A 16,347-nucleotide genomic window follows, 5' to 3' on the forward strand; every position below is an offset into this window, starting at 1 on the left:
AGATGGCTAAATATCACTCAGCCGTTTTTATTAACTGTACACAAAAGTTGTCATTTTGTATTTTCGGTCTCTTTGTCGCTCGTACGTGAGGCAATTTTACGGGCAATACTATTGGCAGTTTCCTTTAGCAAGCTGCGCTTATGCTCTAAGCGAGGTAACGGGCGACTAAGCTCCATCGCTTTATACCCTATACGCGCGGTAAAAATACCAGCACTTAGCCCTTGCGCTGCACGGCCCGACAATTTCCCCAGTAATTCAGCGCTTAGTGCCGTTGCCGCTAAATCTGAGACTAACTCTGCACTACCAACAAACAATACTTGTTTCACTAATAAGCGATACAATTTAATACGGCTTGCATAACCAAAACCAATACCGTAAATACGGCCAATTTGCTCAATGAGCTTAGTGCCACGCCATAGCACCGCCATCATATCGACTAAAGCCAACGGGCTTAGCGCAACCAATAAGCCAGACTCAGTAGCAAAACGGTTAATCAGTTTTTTCGCTTGCTGATCTTGGCTTACCAATAAGCTATCGGCATATAAGGTCATGATTTCTTTATCGGTATGATGACTCGCTATTTGCTGCTTAAACTCTTCAAACCCAGTAAGCGTTTGATGTTTATTAAGCTTTTCAAGCCACGGTAATGCTTCACCTACTTGCTCGCTATTGAGTAAGCGGTCGGCCTCGGTTCGATGCAATTGATTGCGCTTCAAACTTCTTAGCATGCGGTACTCGCGCCAAATAACACGGGCAATCAGTAGCACACCACTGAGAACAGCCGTTAAATACACCGAACCTAAAATAATTGATTGCTGGAACGTCACAAACAATGACATCGCAAACTCTAGTAACACTAAAACTAAAAAGCTAACAACAAACACCCCTTTTAGAGTTTGCCATTTCGACTTTTTATACACAGGCTCAAGCTCAATGCTATCTTGCTGCTCTTCTTCAGTGTCGATAAATTCGGCGTTTTCTATCACTTTAGCAACTGTTAACTCCTCTGCAGGAGCTTCGTTGCTTGCAGAGCTTGAAATACGGCGACCTGCCTGAAAGTTCATCTCCTTTGGTTGCTCACTCATGTTAGTTTATCTCCTATCAGATACTGCATGACATGATCTAAACGAATATGCTTTAACCGTTTATCAGGGCATGGCAGTGGCGAAAACGATAAGAACTCAAAGCCCTGTTTTGGCCACTCTTGTTTGTTGAGCAGGCGTGACGGTGGCTGCGGCGGTAAATACGTTAGCCATTCTTGCTCGTCTAAAGGCTTGCCATAAATACAAGCTAGCTGCTGGCCTTTTTCAGCCACTTGGCGCGGCTCTGTAGCGCAGATAGATGACATTGCCATGGTTTCGATTTGCACGCCTTCGAACTTTAAGTGATTCGTTTGGTCATGCACGATTGAATCAAGCAATAACGCTAAATCTTTATGATATTGCGCACTAATATGATCTGACTTATTGGCCGCAAACAGTAGCTTGTCGATGTTTGGTTTAAACAAACGTTTAAAGAAGCTTGCTTCACCATAATTAAAGTGCGCCAACAATTGGTTAATAACACGGCTTTGCTCATGCAAGGTTTCGCTGCCTTCATTCAAGGCGCTGAGCACATCCACCAGCACAATTTGTCGGTCAAAATGACGAAAATGCTGCTCGTAAAAAGGTTTTACAACCTCTTTTACATAGGCTTTATAGCGCTTTTTAAGATGCGCTAAATTCGACCCTTCGGTTATGTCTTCAGGCACATTCGCAACCGGAAAAAACTGCAGTAGCGGCGCTCCTTTTAGCTCGCCTGGCATCAGCATGCGACCAGGTTGCAGCATGGCAAGTTTGGTGTCGTTTTTAAGGCCCACTAATAACTGCTGATAAAGCGCTGCAACATCAGCAAGTTTGCTCTCATCAACACTGGCTGATAAATCAAGTTCAGCAAGGGCTGTTAAAAATGGCTTCGCTTTTTCGTTGCGTGCTGCTTGCTGCAAGAGTGAGTATTGTGACTCACACCAATCAGCAAATGATTGCTCTAGCATTGGTAAATCAAGTAGCCATTCACCAGGGTAATCAATAATATCTAAATAGAGCGTTGACTGCGGTGCAAAGTGACCTCGTAGCCCCGAGTTACTTTGGTACTTAATTGCTAAACGTAGCGTATTTATACGCTCGGTAGAGGCAGGCCAAGCTGGCTCACCTTCAACAGGTAATAACGCTGATAATGCATTTGTGTATTCAAATGTCGGTATTGTCAGTGCTTGCTGCGGCACAATTTTTGTAGCGATATGACGCTTTTCGCGCATCACATCAAAAAAAGGTAAGTTTTTTTCGTCAGCTTGACTGGTTAAGTGTTTAACCAAGGCGGTAATAAAAGCGGTTTTGCCGCTGCCACTTAACCCTGTGACGGCTAATTTCACGTGTTGATCTAAACTACGGTGAAGGGCTTTTTCCGCTTTATTTTTTAACGAATTAAAGGTGTTCTTTGCAAATGATTGGCTCATAAAGTGTCTAGCACCTTATTTGCGCTGGGTATCACGATGCAAACAAGGTGCGTATATATCCTTTAAAGTTTGTTGATTTCACGGCTAACCGTAAATTCTGTTGATGTGACATAGCGTTCCATCTCTTGTAAACGACCATCAACTCGAGCAAGACGATCTTTTAAGTCTTGCAATGCACGGCGAGGTGGTTCCCCTTTTTGCCATACTTTAAATTTTACTTCAAGCGGGTCTTGGTGAATGCTGTCTGTGCTTTTCTCTGTTTTTTCTGCTGGTTTTTTATCTAAAATAAACCAAGCAGCAATGTAAGCAACAACAATAAATGGACCACCTGATAATAGCACTGCTGTCACGACTAAAATACGTACCAGCCAAAGCTCCATGTTAAAGTAATCGCTAATACCTGCGCACACACCTGCTATTTTGCCACGCTCTGCGTCTCTAAATAATTCGCGTTTGGTACTCATACTTTACGTCTCCACTGCGGAGCCTCTTGATCAAGTAAGGCTTCTAATGTTTCAACACGCTCTGCCATTTTATCTGCTTTTTGTGCAAGCTCTAATAATTGGCGGTGCTCGTGTTCACTTAAACCTTGGCTCACTTGTTTTTTACTACGGTAATGTAAAATTAGCCAAAGTGGGGCAACAACCACCATAAAAACAATAATCGGTGCCATCAAAACTTCTGCGTCGAACATGGTACTCTCCTGTCAATCCGTTATGTGTTTAAGCATTGGGGGACATGCCCCCATTTATTATTTTTTATCTGCTAGTTTTTTCTTAAGCTCAGCTAGCTCATCATCAATCTTTTCGTCTTGCTGAAGACCAGCAATTTCGTCAGCTAATGATTTTTTACCAAGATCATAAGACTCTATTTGTGATTCTAGACCATCGATCTTAGTTTCGTAACGTTCGAAGCGGTTTAAAGCGTCTTCAACTTTAGAGCTGTCGAGTGCTTTTTTAACTTCAAGACGTGACTCAGCAGAGCGTTGACGTAAGATGATTGCTTTTTGACGCGCTTTTGCATCAGCAAGCTTCTCTTGTAACGTGCTGACTTCTTGCTGTAGTTTCTCGATGTGAGACTCTACATGCTCAAGCTCAGTTTCAACCGCTGCGACTGCATCTGCTGACTTTTGCTTTTCAATCAGTGCTGCACGTGCTAAATCATCACGATCTTTATTTAGTGCTAATTCAGCTTTTTCTTGCCAGTCTGCAACTTGAACTTTCAAAGTTTCAACGCGACGTACTAGCTCTTTTTTCTCAGCAAGTGTTTTTGCTGATGTAGAGCGAACTTCTACTAATGTATCTTCCATCTCTTGGATGATCAGGCGAACCATTTTTTCTGGGTCTTCTGCTTTATCTAAGATGGCATTGATATTAGAATTAACGATGTCTGCAAAACGTGAAAAAATTCCCATAACATTTACCTCTTTGGTGTTTTAACTTAATCAGTTGGTATATCTAGTATCAATATGCTTGCCAACTTTTATAAACTTAGAATAACTTAATATATTCAAACAGTTAAACTAAATTTATAAATTTCTTTAGTTCTCATAGATAATGAAATACACTAGATCTTAGTAAAAATGACTAAGAGTTAGGGAATATGAGCCAATTTCGCCAACAGGATAATTTACTCGGCCAATCTGACAGTTTTTTAAGTGTACTTGATCAAGTTTCGCAACTAGCCAGTTTAGAAAAGCCAGTCCTTATTATTGGTGAGCGCGGTACGGGTAAAGAACTCATTGCTGCCCGTTTGCACTTCTTATCTAAGCGTTGGGACCAAAACTATATAAAGCTCAACTGTGCAGCGCTTAACGAAAACCTGCTCGAAAGTGAATTATTTGGTCATGAAAGTGGCGCATTCACCGGTGCTAGCAAACGCCACGAAGGCCGCTTTGAACGTGCTAATGGCGGTACGCTATTCCTTGATGAATTAGCCAATACCTCAGCGATGGTACAAGAAAAACTACTACGCGTTATTGAATACGGCGAATTTGAACGCGTTGGTGGTAAGCAAACCGTTAAAGTCGATACCCGTTTAGTCTGTGCGACCAATGAAGACTTACCAACCCTTGCTGAGCAAGGCGAATTTAGAAGCGACTTACTCGACCGCCTCGCCTTCGATGTTATTACCCTGCCCCCTCTGCGTGAACGCCAAGAAGATATCATGTTATTGGCAGAACAATTTGCAATTAACATGGCCCGCGACCTTGAGTGGGAGCTATTTAGTGGCTTTACGCGTAGCGCCATCGAAACGCTACAATCTTATGAGTGGCCGGGTAATATTCGTGAATTAAAGAATGTGGTTGAACGTAGTTTATATCGTCATGGTAACGAACATATTCCCGTTCACCAGATTATTTTAGATCCATTTGCGAGTAAATTTAGACCTAAACAGCGCGTTAAAGCTGCAGTTAGCAGTGCCCCTGTTGCAAACGTCGAAGCTGCGCCTATCGCCACGACACAAAATCAAGACGTTGTGACACTCAATAAGCCCGACATTCAATTTCCTTGTAATTTAAAGCAGCTGTCTAACGACTTTGAAATTGATGTCATTAAAAAAGCGCTTGAACATAGCCAATTTAACCAAAAGAAAACTGCAGAACACTTAGAATTAACGTATCATCAATTACGTGGCTATTTGAAAAAATACAATTTATTAGATCAGCAGCAATAGTTAGAGGCTAATCAGGTGTTTAAACCGTTACTTGCTTTGTCTTTGGTGTGCTTAGTAGGCTGCCTAGATAACGAAGAAAAAACCACAGAACAAAAGAACCAGGGCTTAGTCTATTGCGCTGAAGCAAACCCTGTGTCGTTTAATCCGCAAGTGACAACGACAGGTTCGACTATCGATATTATCGCCAATCAGCTTTATGATCGCCTGTTAAGTATTGATCCAGTGTCTGCCGAGTTTAAAGCAGAGCTGGCAACTGATTGGAAAATTAGCCCAGACGGCAAAGCAATTACCTTTACCCTCCGTAAAGGGGTTAAATTTCATACCACAAAATACTTTACTCCAAGCCGTGATTTTAACGCTGATGATGTAATTTTTACTTTCAGCCGCTTATTCGACGTTTATAACCCTTATCACTTTGTTGGCGATGCCAGCTACCCTTATTTTCAAAGTGTGGGTATTGATCAGCTTATTCGTCGCATTGTGCGTGTTTCTGATTACCAAGTACGGTTTGAGCTTTATAATGCTGAAAGCAGCTTTTTAGCAAACCTTGCAACCGACTTTGCCGTGGTGTTATCCGAAGAATACGCCATGCAGCTTAAAGCGCGAAACCAAGAAAACTTATTTGACCAATACCCTGTGGGTACTGGCCCTTATGTATATAAAGAATATCGTCGCGACCGTTTAATTCGCTATTACCGCAACCCAGACTACTGGAAACACCCTGTAGTACTTGAGCAACTGGTGTATGACATTACGCCAAACGGCACCACACGCGTTGCGAAAATGCTCACCAAAGAGTGTGATGTTACTGCGCACCCAAGCAGCGCACAGCTAAGTATTTTATCGCAACGTGAAGACATTAAAGTTCAAAAAGAGCAAAACTTAAATATTGGTTATTGGGCCTTTAACACAGAGCGCCCGCCTTTTGATGATGTGCGTGTACGCCAAGCACTCGCAAGCGCCATTGATGTCGATAAAATCATGCAAGCGGTATATTACGGGAACGGCATTAAAGCGCAGTCTTTACTGCCTCCGGCTTCTTGGGCATTTGAAGCGCAAAAAGCCATGCCTGAATTTAACCCTGCACTTGCCAAAACATTACTCGCAGAAGCTGGCTACAAAAATGGCTTTGATATGAATATTTGGGCCATGCCAGTAAGCCGTATTTATAACCCCAATGCCCGTAAAATGGCTGAGCTGATGCAAAGTGATTTACGCAAAATTGGTGTGAACGTTAATATCGTCGAGTACGAGTGGAATACCTTTTTACAACGAATTGGTGAACATAGACACGATAGCGTGTTACTTGGTTGGGCTGCAGATACGCCAGACCCTGATAACTTTATGAGCCCATTATTAAGTTGTACTGCGACTTTCAGTGGTAAAAACCCAGCAAATTGGTGTCACCCTGAGTTTGATTTATTACTTACACAAGCCTTAGACACAACAGATCTTGAAAAGCGTAAACAATACTACAATCAGGCTCAGCGGATCATAGTGCAAGAGCTGCCTATTTTACCGATAGCCCATGGTATGCGCTTTCAAGCAGCAAGTAGTGATGTTAAAGGCATCAGCTTAAGCCCTTTTGGTGGCATTTCACTAGCTAACGCGAGGAAAGAATAATGATCCTTGATTATATTCTGCGCCGCTTAGCACTGTTAATGTTTATGATGCTGACACTGAGTATCTTTACCTTTTCATTGAGCTTTTTGTTCCCGGGTGATGCACTAACTAACTTAAGCGGTATTACCAATAGTACCTTCTCACAAACCAGTGCCTTAGAAGACAAATTCCATTTTACTGAAAACTACGTAGTGCAATACTTTGCCTTTTTAGAGCGTATTATTCAGGGTGATTGGGGTATTTCATTTGCATCTGGCGAAAGCGTATTTCAGCATATTCAAGACTTATTTCCTGCAACGTTAGAGCTTAGCCTTTACGCATTATTTGTCTCGGTTGCTGTGGGCGTGCCGGGTGGTATTTTAGCTTCTGCTTACTACAAACGTTGGCCAGACAAATTTATAAACTCAGGCACGCTTATTGGCTACTCGATGCCTGTTTTTTGGTTAGCGCTATTGTTGATCATGGTGTTTTCACTGCAACTCGGTTGGTTTCCGATGTCGGGCCGTATGGGTCTACTTTACGAAATTGAACCTATTACCGGCTTTATTTTAATCGATATCATATTAGGTGACTTTCCGTATGATGGCATGGCATTTTTAGATGCAATACACCACCTAACCTTGCCTACCATTGTACTTGCCATGTATCCGACCACAGTACTGGTTCGCTTTACCCGCGACTCTATGCTGAAAGTACTCGATCAGAGTTACATTAAAACAGCACGCGCTAAAGGCTTAAACCGTGCACAGCTGATCCTTCACCACGCTCTGCGTAATGCGTTGCTACCGGTTATTAAACAAATAGGTTTACAGTTTAGTACCTTGATCACCCTTGCGATGATCACCGAAGTTATTTTCTCATGGCCGGGCATTGGTCGTTGGCTTATCGATAGTATTTATCAGCGCGACTACCCTGCGATTCAAGGTGGCTTACTCGCTGTTTCTATGTTCGTTATTTTAGCTACCATTATTGCTGAGCTCACTTATACCTTATTCGACCCATTATCGCGGAACCAAGCTCATGGCAAAGTTTAATTTTTTCTCTGAAGAGTCGAATAAATCGCCGTTAGCGCGATTTTGGAAAAAATTTAAAACCAATCACCCTGCCCTTGTGGGTTTATGGTTGTTTATTGCGTTAGTGTTACTGGCCGTGTCTGCACCACTCCTTGCACCTTATGGCGTGAACCAGCAACACAGCGATGCTCTGCTGTTACCTCCATCGTGGCATGATGCAGGTGACGTACGCTTTTTATTAGGCACCGACGATTTAGGCCGAGATGTGTTATCGCGCTTAATGAATGGTGCAACCTACACCTTTGGTTTGTCGGTTGTCGCCGCTTTGATCACCACAGTAATTGGGGTATTAGTAGGTACTTTTGCTGGGATCAGTCGGGGTATTCGCTCAAGCTTTTTGAATCACTTGCTTGATATTACGTTATCTATTCCATCGCTGTTACTAGCCATCATTATTATTGCGATTCTTGGCCCGGGCTTAATGAATACAGTATGGGCGATTATTTTAGCCTTACTGCCTCAATTTATTCACTCGGTACGTAACTTAATTGTTGAAGAGCTTAACAAAGATTACATCACGGCATTTAAACTGGATGGTGCGTCAAACTGGCATATTCTCGCCCGCGGTATCTTCCCGAATATTTACGAGCATATTGTGGTTATTTTTACCATGGCGCTTTCTACGGCTATTTTGGATATCTCGGCACTTGGCTTTTTAAAATTGGGCGCACAGCCCCCAACCACAGAATGGGGTGCCATTTTGGCTGAAAACTTGGGTTTAATTTACCTTGCCCCTTGGACTGTTGGCTTACCGGGCGTATTATTATTTTTAGCAGTACTGTCTACCAATTTAGTAGGTGACGGTTTACGCCAAGTGCTTAAAGAACGTAAGGCCGACTAATTATGCAATTACTCGATATTCGCAATCTCACGATAGAGTTACGCACCTCAGATACTGTTATTCGTGCGGTTGATAGAGTCAGCATGACCTTAAAAGAAGGTGAAGTGCATGCTTTAGTTGGCGAGTCTGGCTCAGGTAAAAGCTTAATTGCAAAAGCCATTGTTGGGGTTTTAAATAAACGCTGGTACATCACTGCAGACCGAATGCACTGGCGTGGTGTTGATTTAATGCGCCTATCTAACGAGCAACGCCGTAAACTCGTAGGTCAAGACATTGCAATGATCTACCAAGATCCAAGTCGCTGCCTAGATCCAACTGCCAAGATATTTGACCAAATTGCCGAGACCCTGCCTGCGCAAGCGACCAGTGGCTTTTTCTTAAAGCGAAATAAACAGCGTAAAGACAGAGTAAAAGCGTTAATCCATAAGGTCGGTATTAAAGATCATAAAAAGGTACTCGACAGCTACCCTCATGAGCTCTCTGAAGGTATTTGTCAAAAAGTGATGATTGCCATGGCCATTGCGCGTACTCCTAAACTATTGATTGCCGATGAGCCAACTACCGCCCTTGAAAGCACCACGCGTGCGCAAGTATTTAGACTGTTAAAAAGCTTGAACCAGCTAAAGAACATGTCGATTTTGATGATTTCTCACGAACTTGAAGAAATTGTAGAGTGGTCTCATGGCATGCATGTTCTTTACTGTGGGCAAATGGTTGAAGCTGGCCCAACTAATCGCATTTTTAGTCAGCCATATCACCCCTATACTCAAGCACTGTTAAAAAGCTTGCCCGACTACGAGCAAGGGCTTGCTCACAAAGAGCCGTTTTATGCTTTAAAAGGCACCATTCCGACCTTGCAGCATTTGCCAATAGGCTGCCGCTTGGGCCCACGTTGCCCACAAGCACAAAAAGAATGTGTTGTTACCCCGAAATTGACCAAGCATCATAGTCATAGTTATGCCTGCCATTTCCCATTAATTAAGGCGATGAAATAATGCAACCACTGCTCAAAGTTCAAGCGTTATCAAAGAGTTTTAACCTGCGTGCAGGCTTGTTTTCACGAAAACGATTCTCTGTTTTAAGAGATATTTCGTTTTGCTTAGGGCAAGGTGAAACCATTGCAATTATCGGGGAAACCGGCTCAGGCAAAAGTACCTTAGCTAAATTACTCTCAGGAGCCGATAACGCCGACAAAGGGCAAATTCTACTCGATGGTAATATCATCGAAAATGATGGCTTACGTGATAACGACTGTCGCCATATTCGTATGATCTTCCAAGACTCTGAAGCGTCGTTGAATCCTGGTTTAACCATTGGCGACATGCTTAACGACTGCTTACAGTACAACACTGACCTAAACAAAGAAGAGCGTGAAGATAAAATAAAACAAACCCTCGCAAAAGTGGGTTTGCTGTTAGATCATCAGCACTATTACCCGCATATGTTTAGTAGTGGACAATTGCAACGTATAGCGCTTGCACGGGCTTTAATTTTAGACCCTAAGGTTGTAGTGCTCGATGAGGCGTTATCGTCTCTAGACCCGTCTGTACGCGCACAAACGGTAAACTTATTACTACGCCTACAAAAAGATACTGGCCTTAGCTATGTGCTTATCACTCATCACCTAAGTTTGGTGCGTCATATTAGCGACCAACTTGTGGTACTTGATCACGGTGAGATTGTTGAATACGGCCAAACCGAAGCGATTTTCCAAAACCCGCAATCAAACGTGACGCAGAAGTTGTTGAACTGCTGATAGTGAGCTGTCAGCTATCAGCTATCAGCTATCAGCTATCAGTTTGATTCGGCGTTAAAACGCCTCCTACACGAGTAAGCAGATACCCCAATTAACTTTACTCTTTCCCCTTGCTACTTTTACACTTCTTCTCTGTCACCATGGCTTGGTGGTGTAGATGTAACAATAAAATGCAGTGGTTCAGTACCTTGATTACTTAGCTGATGTACTCGCCCAGCACTTACATGCAAACCTTGTTGCGCAGTGAGTTTGTGTATTTGGCCATCAAGTTCAATGGTGGCACAGCCACTAAGTACAAAGAAAAATTGTTCGGCATGTTTATGATAGTGTTTTACTTCAGCCCCACCTACTGGGACATGCTCTTGAATAACACTCAGCGCATTAGACTTTACCAAATGCCAACCGTCGCAATTGTTACCCCATGTGTAATGATCTGTGTTGTGTTTGTCTATGATACTCAAAACTTTTTATACATCCCTTGGCTTTGTGGTGCGACAAACTTGTAGCCAAGCTTTTCGTAAAAGCCAGGTTTGTCAGCGACCATAGTGACATAACTTCCTTCAAAGGCGGCAGATTCAATGTAGCGGTCAACATGTTCCATTATGACACGCCCTAACCCTTGCCCTTGATATTCAGGTGATACAGCAATATCAACCACTTCAAAATTACAACCGCCATCACCAATAACGCGGCCCATGCCAATCAACTTATCGTCTTTGCGAATACAAATAGCATAAAGAGAGTTTGGCAATCCCGCTTTCGCAGCCGCTAATGAACGTGCTGATAATCCAGCTTTAAGGCGCATATCACAGTATTCTTCTGCGCTTGGTAGCTGCTCTATTAGACTGTACTCCATAAATGCTCCTAGTAATTTGCATTACCTTTAACGGTAACAAAAAAGGCGCCAGTAGGCGCCTTTTATTTAACTCATTTTGCTAATTATTCAGCAGCTTGAGTCGCTTGCGGTACTTGCACTTCAGCTTGTGCTTTTAGTGCTGCAATAAATACCATGTAGTTTTTATTCACTTGAGCCATAGTGATGTTTTGCTTTTGTTGCTCATTAATCTCAACTTCAGTCGCTGGATTAACTGCTTTTAGCGCAACAATTGCCGCATCGCCATTGTTTAGGTCAACAACTTCAACCTCTGGTGCACCTTGTGGGTGAGCCATTTTGAAAGCTTGTTGAACAATAGCTGGTGACACTGTGTAAGCTTGACGAGCAAGTGCAGCTTCTTGGCGTACTGTTAGGCCTTCAGCTTGTGCAACTTCGTTTAGGCTCTTACCAGCTTCGATCTCAGCGTATAGAGTGCGTGCTTTTTCTTTAGCAAGCTCCGATGCTTTTTGTGAAACTAACGTCGCCTTAATTTGCTCAGAAACATCTACTAGTGCTTTCGTTGTAGCAGCTTTGTGATCGTTTACACGAACAACAACAGCATGCTCATCGCCTACTTCAATTACTTCTGAGTTCATGCGATCTTCTAACACTTCAGGTGAGAAAATAGCAGTAACAACTTGTGGGTTGTTTAACGGCTCAGGTAATGCATTGCGAGTAACAAGTTCTGTTTTCTGTACTTCAACGCCTGCTGCTTCTGCTGCATCAATTAAAGTGTCTGAAATTTCGAACGCAAGCTCACCCATTTGAGTTTGCTTTTCATAGAACGCATTAATTTTCTTAGTACGCTCAAGTTCAGCGCGAAGCTCATCTTTTACGTCAGCATATGGTTTAACTTGCTGTGTTTGAATATCAGTAAGTTTGATGATGTGATAACCAAACTCTGATTCTACAACGTCAGAAATGTCGCCTTTGCTTTCAAGTGCATACGTTGCATCTTCAAACGCAGGGTCCATCATGTCACGTTCAATCCAGTCTAGGTCGCCGCCCATTTCTGCACTCACTATGTCATCAGAAGATGACTCAGCTAGCTCAGCAAAATCAGCACCGTTTTGTAACTGCGCTAGTAGCTCTTCAGCTTTCGCTTTTGCTGCATCATCGTCTTCGCTGTTATCAATTAAGATGTGCGATACACGACGTTTTTCAGGCTCAACATATTGTGCACTGTTTTGATCATAGTAAGCTTTGATATCTTCTTCTGAAACACTTGAGTCAAGCGTTAAGGTAGCTGCATTTAAGTCAATGTAGCTTACAGACACTTGCTCTGGTGCTAAGAATTGCGGTTGATTCAACTCATAGTAATCAGCAATTTCTTGCTCTGTTACTTCGATACCTGCTTGTAATGATTCTTTAGCAACAACTAAGTAATCAATACTGCGCGTTTGCTGTTGTAGAGCAACGCTGTTGTTTAATTCATTTTCTAAGATGAAATCTGTACCAGCAACAGCACCTACTAATTGGCTGCGTGTCATGTCTTCACGTAAATATTCACGGAAAGCATCTGGTTGGAAATTCATTTGACGAATAACTTGTAAGTAGCGGTCGTTGCTAAACTGGCCGCCTACTTGGAAGTAAGGCATTTCTAAAATTGCTTTACGAACACTTTCGTCGCTTACACGAAGACCTAATTCTGCCGCTAGTTGAGTTTGCAATTCTTGTTGTACTAAACGGTCGATTACGCCTTGGCGAATTTGTGCCATGTAATTTGGATCAGCAGCGATTTGTGCGAAGTATTCACCAAATTGTTGTTCTAAACGGTTACGTTCGTTTTGGTATGCACGGCTGAATTCGGTTTGGCTAATTTTAACTCCATTTACTTCTGCAACGGGTTGCTCTGTGGTTTGTCCTAAATAACCACCGATCCCAGCTAAAGCAAAAGATAAAATCACCGCGCCTAAAATAATTTTGGCTGCAGGTCCCTGCGAACCTTCTCTGATTTTCTCAAGCATTTATCTATCTCTATTCTGATCAGGTACAAATTAACCCTGCTCATGTAAAAAAAGCGTATCTTACCAGATACGCTTTTTCACTTGAAGTAACTGGTGATAAGTTACCTAAATTCAATTTAAGTGTGATTAGGTATCTCTCACCAACTAATCTTTAATGATTAGTTTACTGCGTCTTTCAGCGCTTTACCTGCTTTGAAAGAAGGAATGTTTGCTGCAGCAATCTGGATAGTCTCACCAGTTTGCGGGTTACGACCTGAACGCGCTGCACGCTCACGTACAGAGAAAGTACCAAAGCCAACTAGCGCTACTGAATCGCCATCTTTAAGAGCGCCTGAAACAGCCTCGATGAATGAATCTAGTGCACGACCTGCAGCCGCTTTAGAAATGTCAGCGTCAGCTGCGATTTGATCGATTAATTGAGATTTATTCACAATATCATCCTCTTTCATTGTTATTATCAAGAGCGATTGTTTTTATAAAAAATAACATCACTGTTTTGAAAATTTATGAGCAAATTAAGTTTATGCTCAGTTTATTATATTTTTCTCAACCCTAGGCCACATAAGGCCTAGGCTTGAAAACTAGTGCTTAACTTATCATACCCTTTGTATTTGAAAAGCCCCTAAATGCACTTTTTTGCGGTTTTTTACTGGTTTTTTTCAGTTTCGACAGAAAAACTCTCAACTGGGTGCTTCAAAGCCAGTTTTAAAACGTCATCAATCCATGTAACTGGGTGAATTTCAAGGCCCTCTAATACGTTGTCTGGGATCTCTTTTAAGTCACGTTCGTTAATTTTTGGAATAATAACGGTTTTAATTCCACCACGATGCGCTGCCAATAGCTTCTCTTTTAAGCCACCAATTGGTAATACTTCACCACGTAATGTGATTTCACCTGTCATTGCTACATCTGAGCGCACTGGGTTACCCGTTAAGCTCGATACCAAACCAGTTACCATGGCAATACCAGCACTTGGGCCATCTTTTGGTGTTGCACCTTCTGGCACGTGAACATGAATGTCACGTTTCTCATAGAAGTCGCTATTAATGCGAAGTTTTTCAGCACGATTACGAACAACCGTCATCGCTGCCTGAATTGACTCTTGCATTACATCACCAAGCGAACCTGTGTAAGTTAGTTTGCCTTTACCTGGTACAGCTGCAGATTCAATAGTGAGTAAATCACCACCTACTTCAGTCCACGCAAGACCCGTTACTTGGCCAATACGGTCACCGTCTTCAGCTTTACCATAATCAAAGCGTTGTACACCTAAGAACTCTTCAAGGTTGCTATTGTCGATAAGGACCTTTTTAGTGTCTTTATCAAGCAGGATGTTTTTAACTGCTTTACGGCATAGTTTTGACACTTCACGTTCTAAGTTACGAACGCCCGCTTCACGTGTGTAGTAGCGGATAATGCCAATAATTGCGCTGTCAGCAATTTCAACTTCATGCTCTTTTAAGCCATTGCGCTTAACTTGTTTTGGAATCAAGTGTTGTTTAGCAATGTTTAGCTTCTCGTCTTCGGTGTAACCCGATAGGCGAATAACTTCCATACGGTCTAATAACGGACCTGGGATATTAAAGCTATTTGATGTTGCCACGAACATCACATCTGATAAGTCGTAATCAACTTCTAAGTAGTGATCGGCAAAATGGCTGTTTTGCTCAGGATCAAGTACTTCAAGTAATGCTGATGCAGGGTCGCCACGCATATCTGATGACATCTTATCGATTTCATCAAGTAAGAATAGTGGGTTCTTTACACCAACTTTAGTCATATTCTGGATTAACTTACCAGGCATAGAACCAATGTAAGTACGGCGGTGACCACGGATTTCCGCTTCATCACGAACGCCACCTAATGCCATACGCACATATTTACGACCTGTAGAGCGTGCGATTGACTGACCAAGTGAAGTCTTACCTACACCAGGAGGACCCACTAAGCATAAAATTGGGCCTTTTAGCTTATTAGTGCGCTGCTGCACCGCTAGATACTCAATAATACGCTCTTTAACTTTATCTAAGCCGTAATGATCACTATCTAAAATCTTTTGTGCGCCAGCTAAGTCTTTTTTCACCTTAGAGCGTTTTTTCCAAGGTACATTAATTAGCGTATCAATGTACGAGCGCACGACGGTTGCTTCCGCCGACATCGGCGACATCATTTTTAATTTAGATAACTCAGCGTTCGCTTTTTCTTGCGCTTCTTTAGGCATACCAGACTCTTCGATGCGTTTTTTAATTGCTTCGAATTCATCGGGTACATCATCAAGTTCGCCAAGCTCTTTTTGAATCGCTTTCATTTGCTCGTTGAGGTAATACTCACGCTGCGACTTTTCCATCTGCTTTTTCACGCGGGTACGGATTTTTTTCTCAACTTGCAGTAAGTCAATCTCGCCTTCCATCAGTGCCATTAAGTATTCAAGACGCTCAGTCACATCGGCAATCTCAAGTACTTTTTGCTTTTCAGGTACCTTAAGCGGCATGTGTGCTGCCATGGTATCAGCAAGGCGTGCAGCTTCATCGATGCCAGACACAGAAGTAAGTACTTCAGGTGGGATCTTCTTATTAAGCTTTACATAGCCTTCAAATTGGCTAATTGCGCTGCGAATAAAGATATCTTGTTCTTGCTCGTCGATATGGCTTGATTCGATGAACTGTGCTTCTGCCACAAAGAAATCATCGTTATCTAAAAACGTTTCAACGCTTGCACGTTGTGTGCCTTCAACAAGCACTTTAACGGTGCCATCAGGTAACTTTAATAACTGAAGTACTGTGGCAATGGTGCCAACACGGTAGATATCATCTTGCTGCGGATCATCAACAGAGGCGTCTTTTTGCGCCACTAGGAAAATTTGTTTGTCCTTGTCCATCGCCGCTTCTAGGCATTTTATTGATTTTTCACGACCAACAAATAGCGGGATCACCATGTGTGGATAAACCACTACATCGCGCAGTGCCAACACGGGGATTTCGACTCGATCTGTTCTCTCAAGCGTCATTATATTCTCTTCGCACTTCATTTATTTTAAAGATTA

16 protein-coding genes are annotated in these 16,347 nt (G+C 42.5%); 6 read left to right on the plus strand and 10 right to left on the minus strand.

Features of this window, described 5'->3' with window-relative positions:
• Nucleotides 1-50 precede the first annotated feature (50 nt).
• From AUR67_RS18070 to pspA, 5 genes are all read right to left on the minus strand, one after another.
• On the minus strand, nt 51-1,085 hold the full coding sequence (locus AUR67_RS18070; protein WP_058586294.1) for a TIGR01620 family protein: 1,035 nt from the start codon (nt 1,083-1,085) through the stop codon (nt 51-53).
• Nucleotides 1,082-2,494, minus strand: coding sequence for a YcjX family protein (locus AUR67_RS18075; RefSeq protein WP_058586295.1), 1,413 nt, complete (start codon nt 2,492-2,494; stop codon nt 1,082-1,084). Before AUR67_RS18075 ends, AUR67_RS18070 begins: the two co-directional genes overlap by 4 nt.
• A gap of 62 nt (nt 2,495-2,556) precedes the next feature.
• Nucleotides 2,557-2,958: an envelope stress response membrane protein PspC gene (pspC, locus tag AUR67_RS18080; protein ID WP_054562063.1), complete on the minus strand. Its 402-nt coding sequence runs from the start codon at nt 2,956-2,958 to the stop codon at nt 2,557-2,559.
• Nucleotides 2,955-3,188, minus strand: coding sequence for an envelope stress response membrane protein PspB (pspB, locus tag AUR67_RS18085; protein ID WP_036969793.1), 234 nt, complete (start codon nt 3,186-3,188; stop codon nt 2,955-2,957). Before pspB ends, pspC begins: the two co-directional genes overlap by 4 nt.
• Nucleotides 3,189-3,245: 57 nt before the next feature.
• Complete coding sequence (gene pspA / locus AUR67_RS18090; RefSeq protein ID WP_054562064.1) at nt 3,246-3,908, minus strand: phage shock protein PspA; 663 nt, start codon at nt 3,906-3,908, stop codon at nt 3,246-3,248.
• Nucleotides 3,909-4,096: 188 nt separating this feature from the next.
• Between pspA and pspF the strand changes: the two genes are divergently transcribed.
• Genes pspF through AUR67_RS18120 form a run of 6 tightly spaced genes read left to right on the plus strand, consistent with a single transcriptional unit; the run spans nt 4,097 to nt 10,463 of the window.
• Entirely contained in the window at nt 4,097-5,170 is a 1,074-nt protein-coding gene (gene pspF / locus AUR67_RS18095) for a phage shock protein operon transcriptional activator (RefSeq protein ID WP_054562065.1), read from the plus strand.
• 15 nt (nt 5,171-5,185) lie between these two features.
• Nucleotides 5,186-6,793, plus strand: coding sequence for an ABC transporter substrate-binding protein (locus tag AUR67_RS18100; RefSeq protein ID WP_054562066.1), 1,608 nt, complete (start codon nt 5,186-5,188; stop codon nt 6,791-6,793).
• Complete coding sequence (locus AUR67_RS18105; RefSeq protein WP_058586296.1) at nt 6,793-7,827, plus strand: ABC transporter permease; 1,035 nt, start codon at nt 6,793-6,795, stop codon at nt 7,825-7,827. Before AUR67_RS18100 ends, AUR67_RS18105 begins: the two co-directional genes overlap by 1 nt.
• A complete protein-coding gene (locus tag AUR67_RS18110) occupies nt 7,814-8,707 on the plus strand; it encodes an ABC transporter permease subunit (protein ID WP_058586297.1) in 894 nt (297 codons plus the stop codon). Before AUR67_RS18105 ends, AUR67_RS18110 begins: the two co-directional genes overlap by 14 nt.
• Before the next feature lie 2 nt (nt 8,708-8,709).
• Nucleotides 8,710-9,702: an oligopeptide/dipeptide ABC transporter ATP-binding protein gene (locus tag AUR67_RS18115; protein WP_058586298.1), complete on the plus strand. Its 993-nt coding sequence runs from the start codon at nt 8,710-8,712 to the stop codon at nt 9,700-9,702.
• Nucleotides 9,702-10,463: an ATP-binding cassette domain-containing protein gene (locus AUR67_RS18120; protein ID WP_054562070.1), complete on the plus strand. Its 762-nt coding sequence runs from the start codon at nt 9,702-9,704 to the stop codon at nt 10,461-10,463. Before AUR67_RS18115 ends, AUR67_RS18120 begins: the two co-directional genes overlap by 1 nt.
• A gap of 119 nt (nt 10,464-10,582) precedes the next feature.
• Here the strand turns inward: AUR67_RS18120 and AUR67_RS18125 are convergent, their stop codons facing one another.
• The 5 genes from AUR67_RS18125 to lon all read right to left on the minus strand — a co-directional run bounded on the left by AUR67_RS18125 (nt 10,583) and on the right by lon (nt 16,311).
• Entirely contained in the window at nt 10,583-10,924 is a 342-nt protein-coding gene (locus tag AUR67_RS18125; protein WP_058586299.1) for a cupin domain-containing protein, read from the minus strand.
• Nucleotides 10,921-11,319 (minus strand): GNAT family N-acetyltransferase, encoded by a 399-nt coding sequence (locus AUR67_RS18130; protein WP_058586300.1) that lies wholly within the window; start codon nt 11,317-11,319, stop codon nt 10,921-10,923. The genes AUR67_RS18125 and AUR67_RS18130 overlap by 4 nt, the downstream gene beginning before the upstream one ends.
• 83 nt (nt 11,320-11,402) lie before the next feature.
• Complete coding sequence (gene ppiD / locus AUR67_RS18135; protein WP_058586301.1) at nt 11,403-13,304, minus strand: peptidylprolyl isomerase; 1,902 nt, start codon at nt 13,302-13,304, stop codon at nt 11,403-11,405.
• 158 nt (nt 13,305-13,462) lie between these two features.
• On the minus strand, nt 13,463-13,753 hold the full coding sequence (locus tag AUR67_RS18140) for an HU family DNA-binding protein (RefSeq protein ID WP_175580427.1): 291 nt from the start codon (nt 13,751-13,753) through the stop codon (nt 13,463-13,465).
• A 197-nt stretch (nt 13,754-13,950) separates the two neighbouring features.
• Nucleotides 13,951-16,311, minus strand: a complete 2,361-nt coding sequence (gene lon, locus AUR67_RS18145) for an endopeptidase La (RefSeq protein ID WP_058586302.1) — start codon at nt 16,309-16,311, stop codon at nt 13,951-13,953.
• Nucleotides 16,312-16,347 lie beyond the last annotated feature (36 nt).

Origin of the sequence: Pseudoalteromonas sp. XI10 (assembly GCF_001469895.1) — a bacterium.
Taxonomy (GTDB): Bacteria; Pseudomonadota; Gammaproteobacteria; order Enterobacterales; family Alteromonadaceae; genus Pseudoalteromonas.

Coding starts and splice junctions, on each gene's coding strand:
- AUR67_RS18070 (WP_058586294.1), bottom strand. CDS start 1,085: ATGAGTGAGCAACCAAAGGAGATGAACTTTCAGGCAGGTCGCCGTATT.
- AUR67_RS18075 (WP_058586295.1), bottom strand. CDS start 2,494: ATGAGCCAATCATTTGCAAAGAACACCTTTAATTCGTTAAAAAATAAA.
- pspC (WP_054562063.1), bottom strand. CDS start 2,958: ATGAGTACCAAACGCGAATTATTTAGAGACGCAGAGCGTGGCAAAATA.
- pspB (WP_036969793.1), bottom strand. CDS start 3,188: ATGTTCGACGCAGAAGTTTTGATGGCACCGATTATTGTTTTTATGGTG.
- pspA (WP_054562064.1), bottom strand. CDS start 3,908: ATGGGAATTTTTTCACGTTTTGCAGACATCGTTAATTCTAATATCAAT.
- pspF (WP_054562065.1), top strand. CDS start 4,097: ATGAGCCAATTTCGCCAACAGGATAATTTACTCGGCCAATCTGACAGT.
- AUR67_RS18105 (WP_058586296.1), top strand. CDS start 6,793: ATGATCCTTGATTATATTCTGCGCCGCTTAGCACTGTTAATGTTTATG.
- AUR67_RS18110 (WP_058586297.1), top strand. CDS start 7,814: ATGGCAAAGTTTAATTTTTTCTCTGAAGAGTCGAATAAATCGCCGTTA.
- AUR67_RS18115 (WP_058586298.1), top strand. CDS start 8,710: ATGCAATTACTCGATATTCGCAATCTCACGATAGAGTTACGCACCTCA.
- AUR67_RS18120 (WP_054562070.1), top strand. CDS start 9,702: ATGCAACCACTGCTCAAAGTTCAAGCGTTATCAAAGAGTTTTAACCTG.
- AUR67_RS18130 (WP_058586300.1), bottom strand. CDS start 11,319: ATGGAGTACAGTCTAATAGAGCAGCTACCAAGCGCAGAAGAATACTGT.
- ppiD (WP_058586301.1), bottom strand. CDS start 13,304: ATGCTTGAGAAAATCAGAGAAGGTTCGCAGGGACCTGCAGCCAAAATT.
- AUR67_RS18140 (WP_175580427.1), bottom strand. CDS start 13,753: ATGAAAGAGGATGATATTGTGAATAAATCTCAATTAATCGATCAAATC.
- lon (WP_058586302.1), bottom strand. CDS start 16,311: ATGACGCTTGAGAGAACAGATCGAGTCGAAATCCCCGTGTTGGCACTG.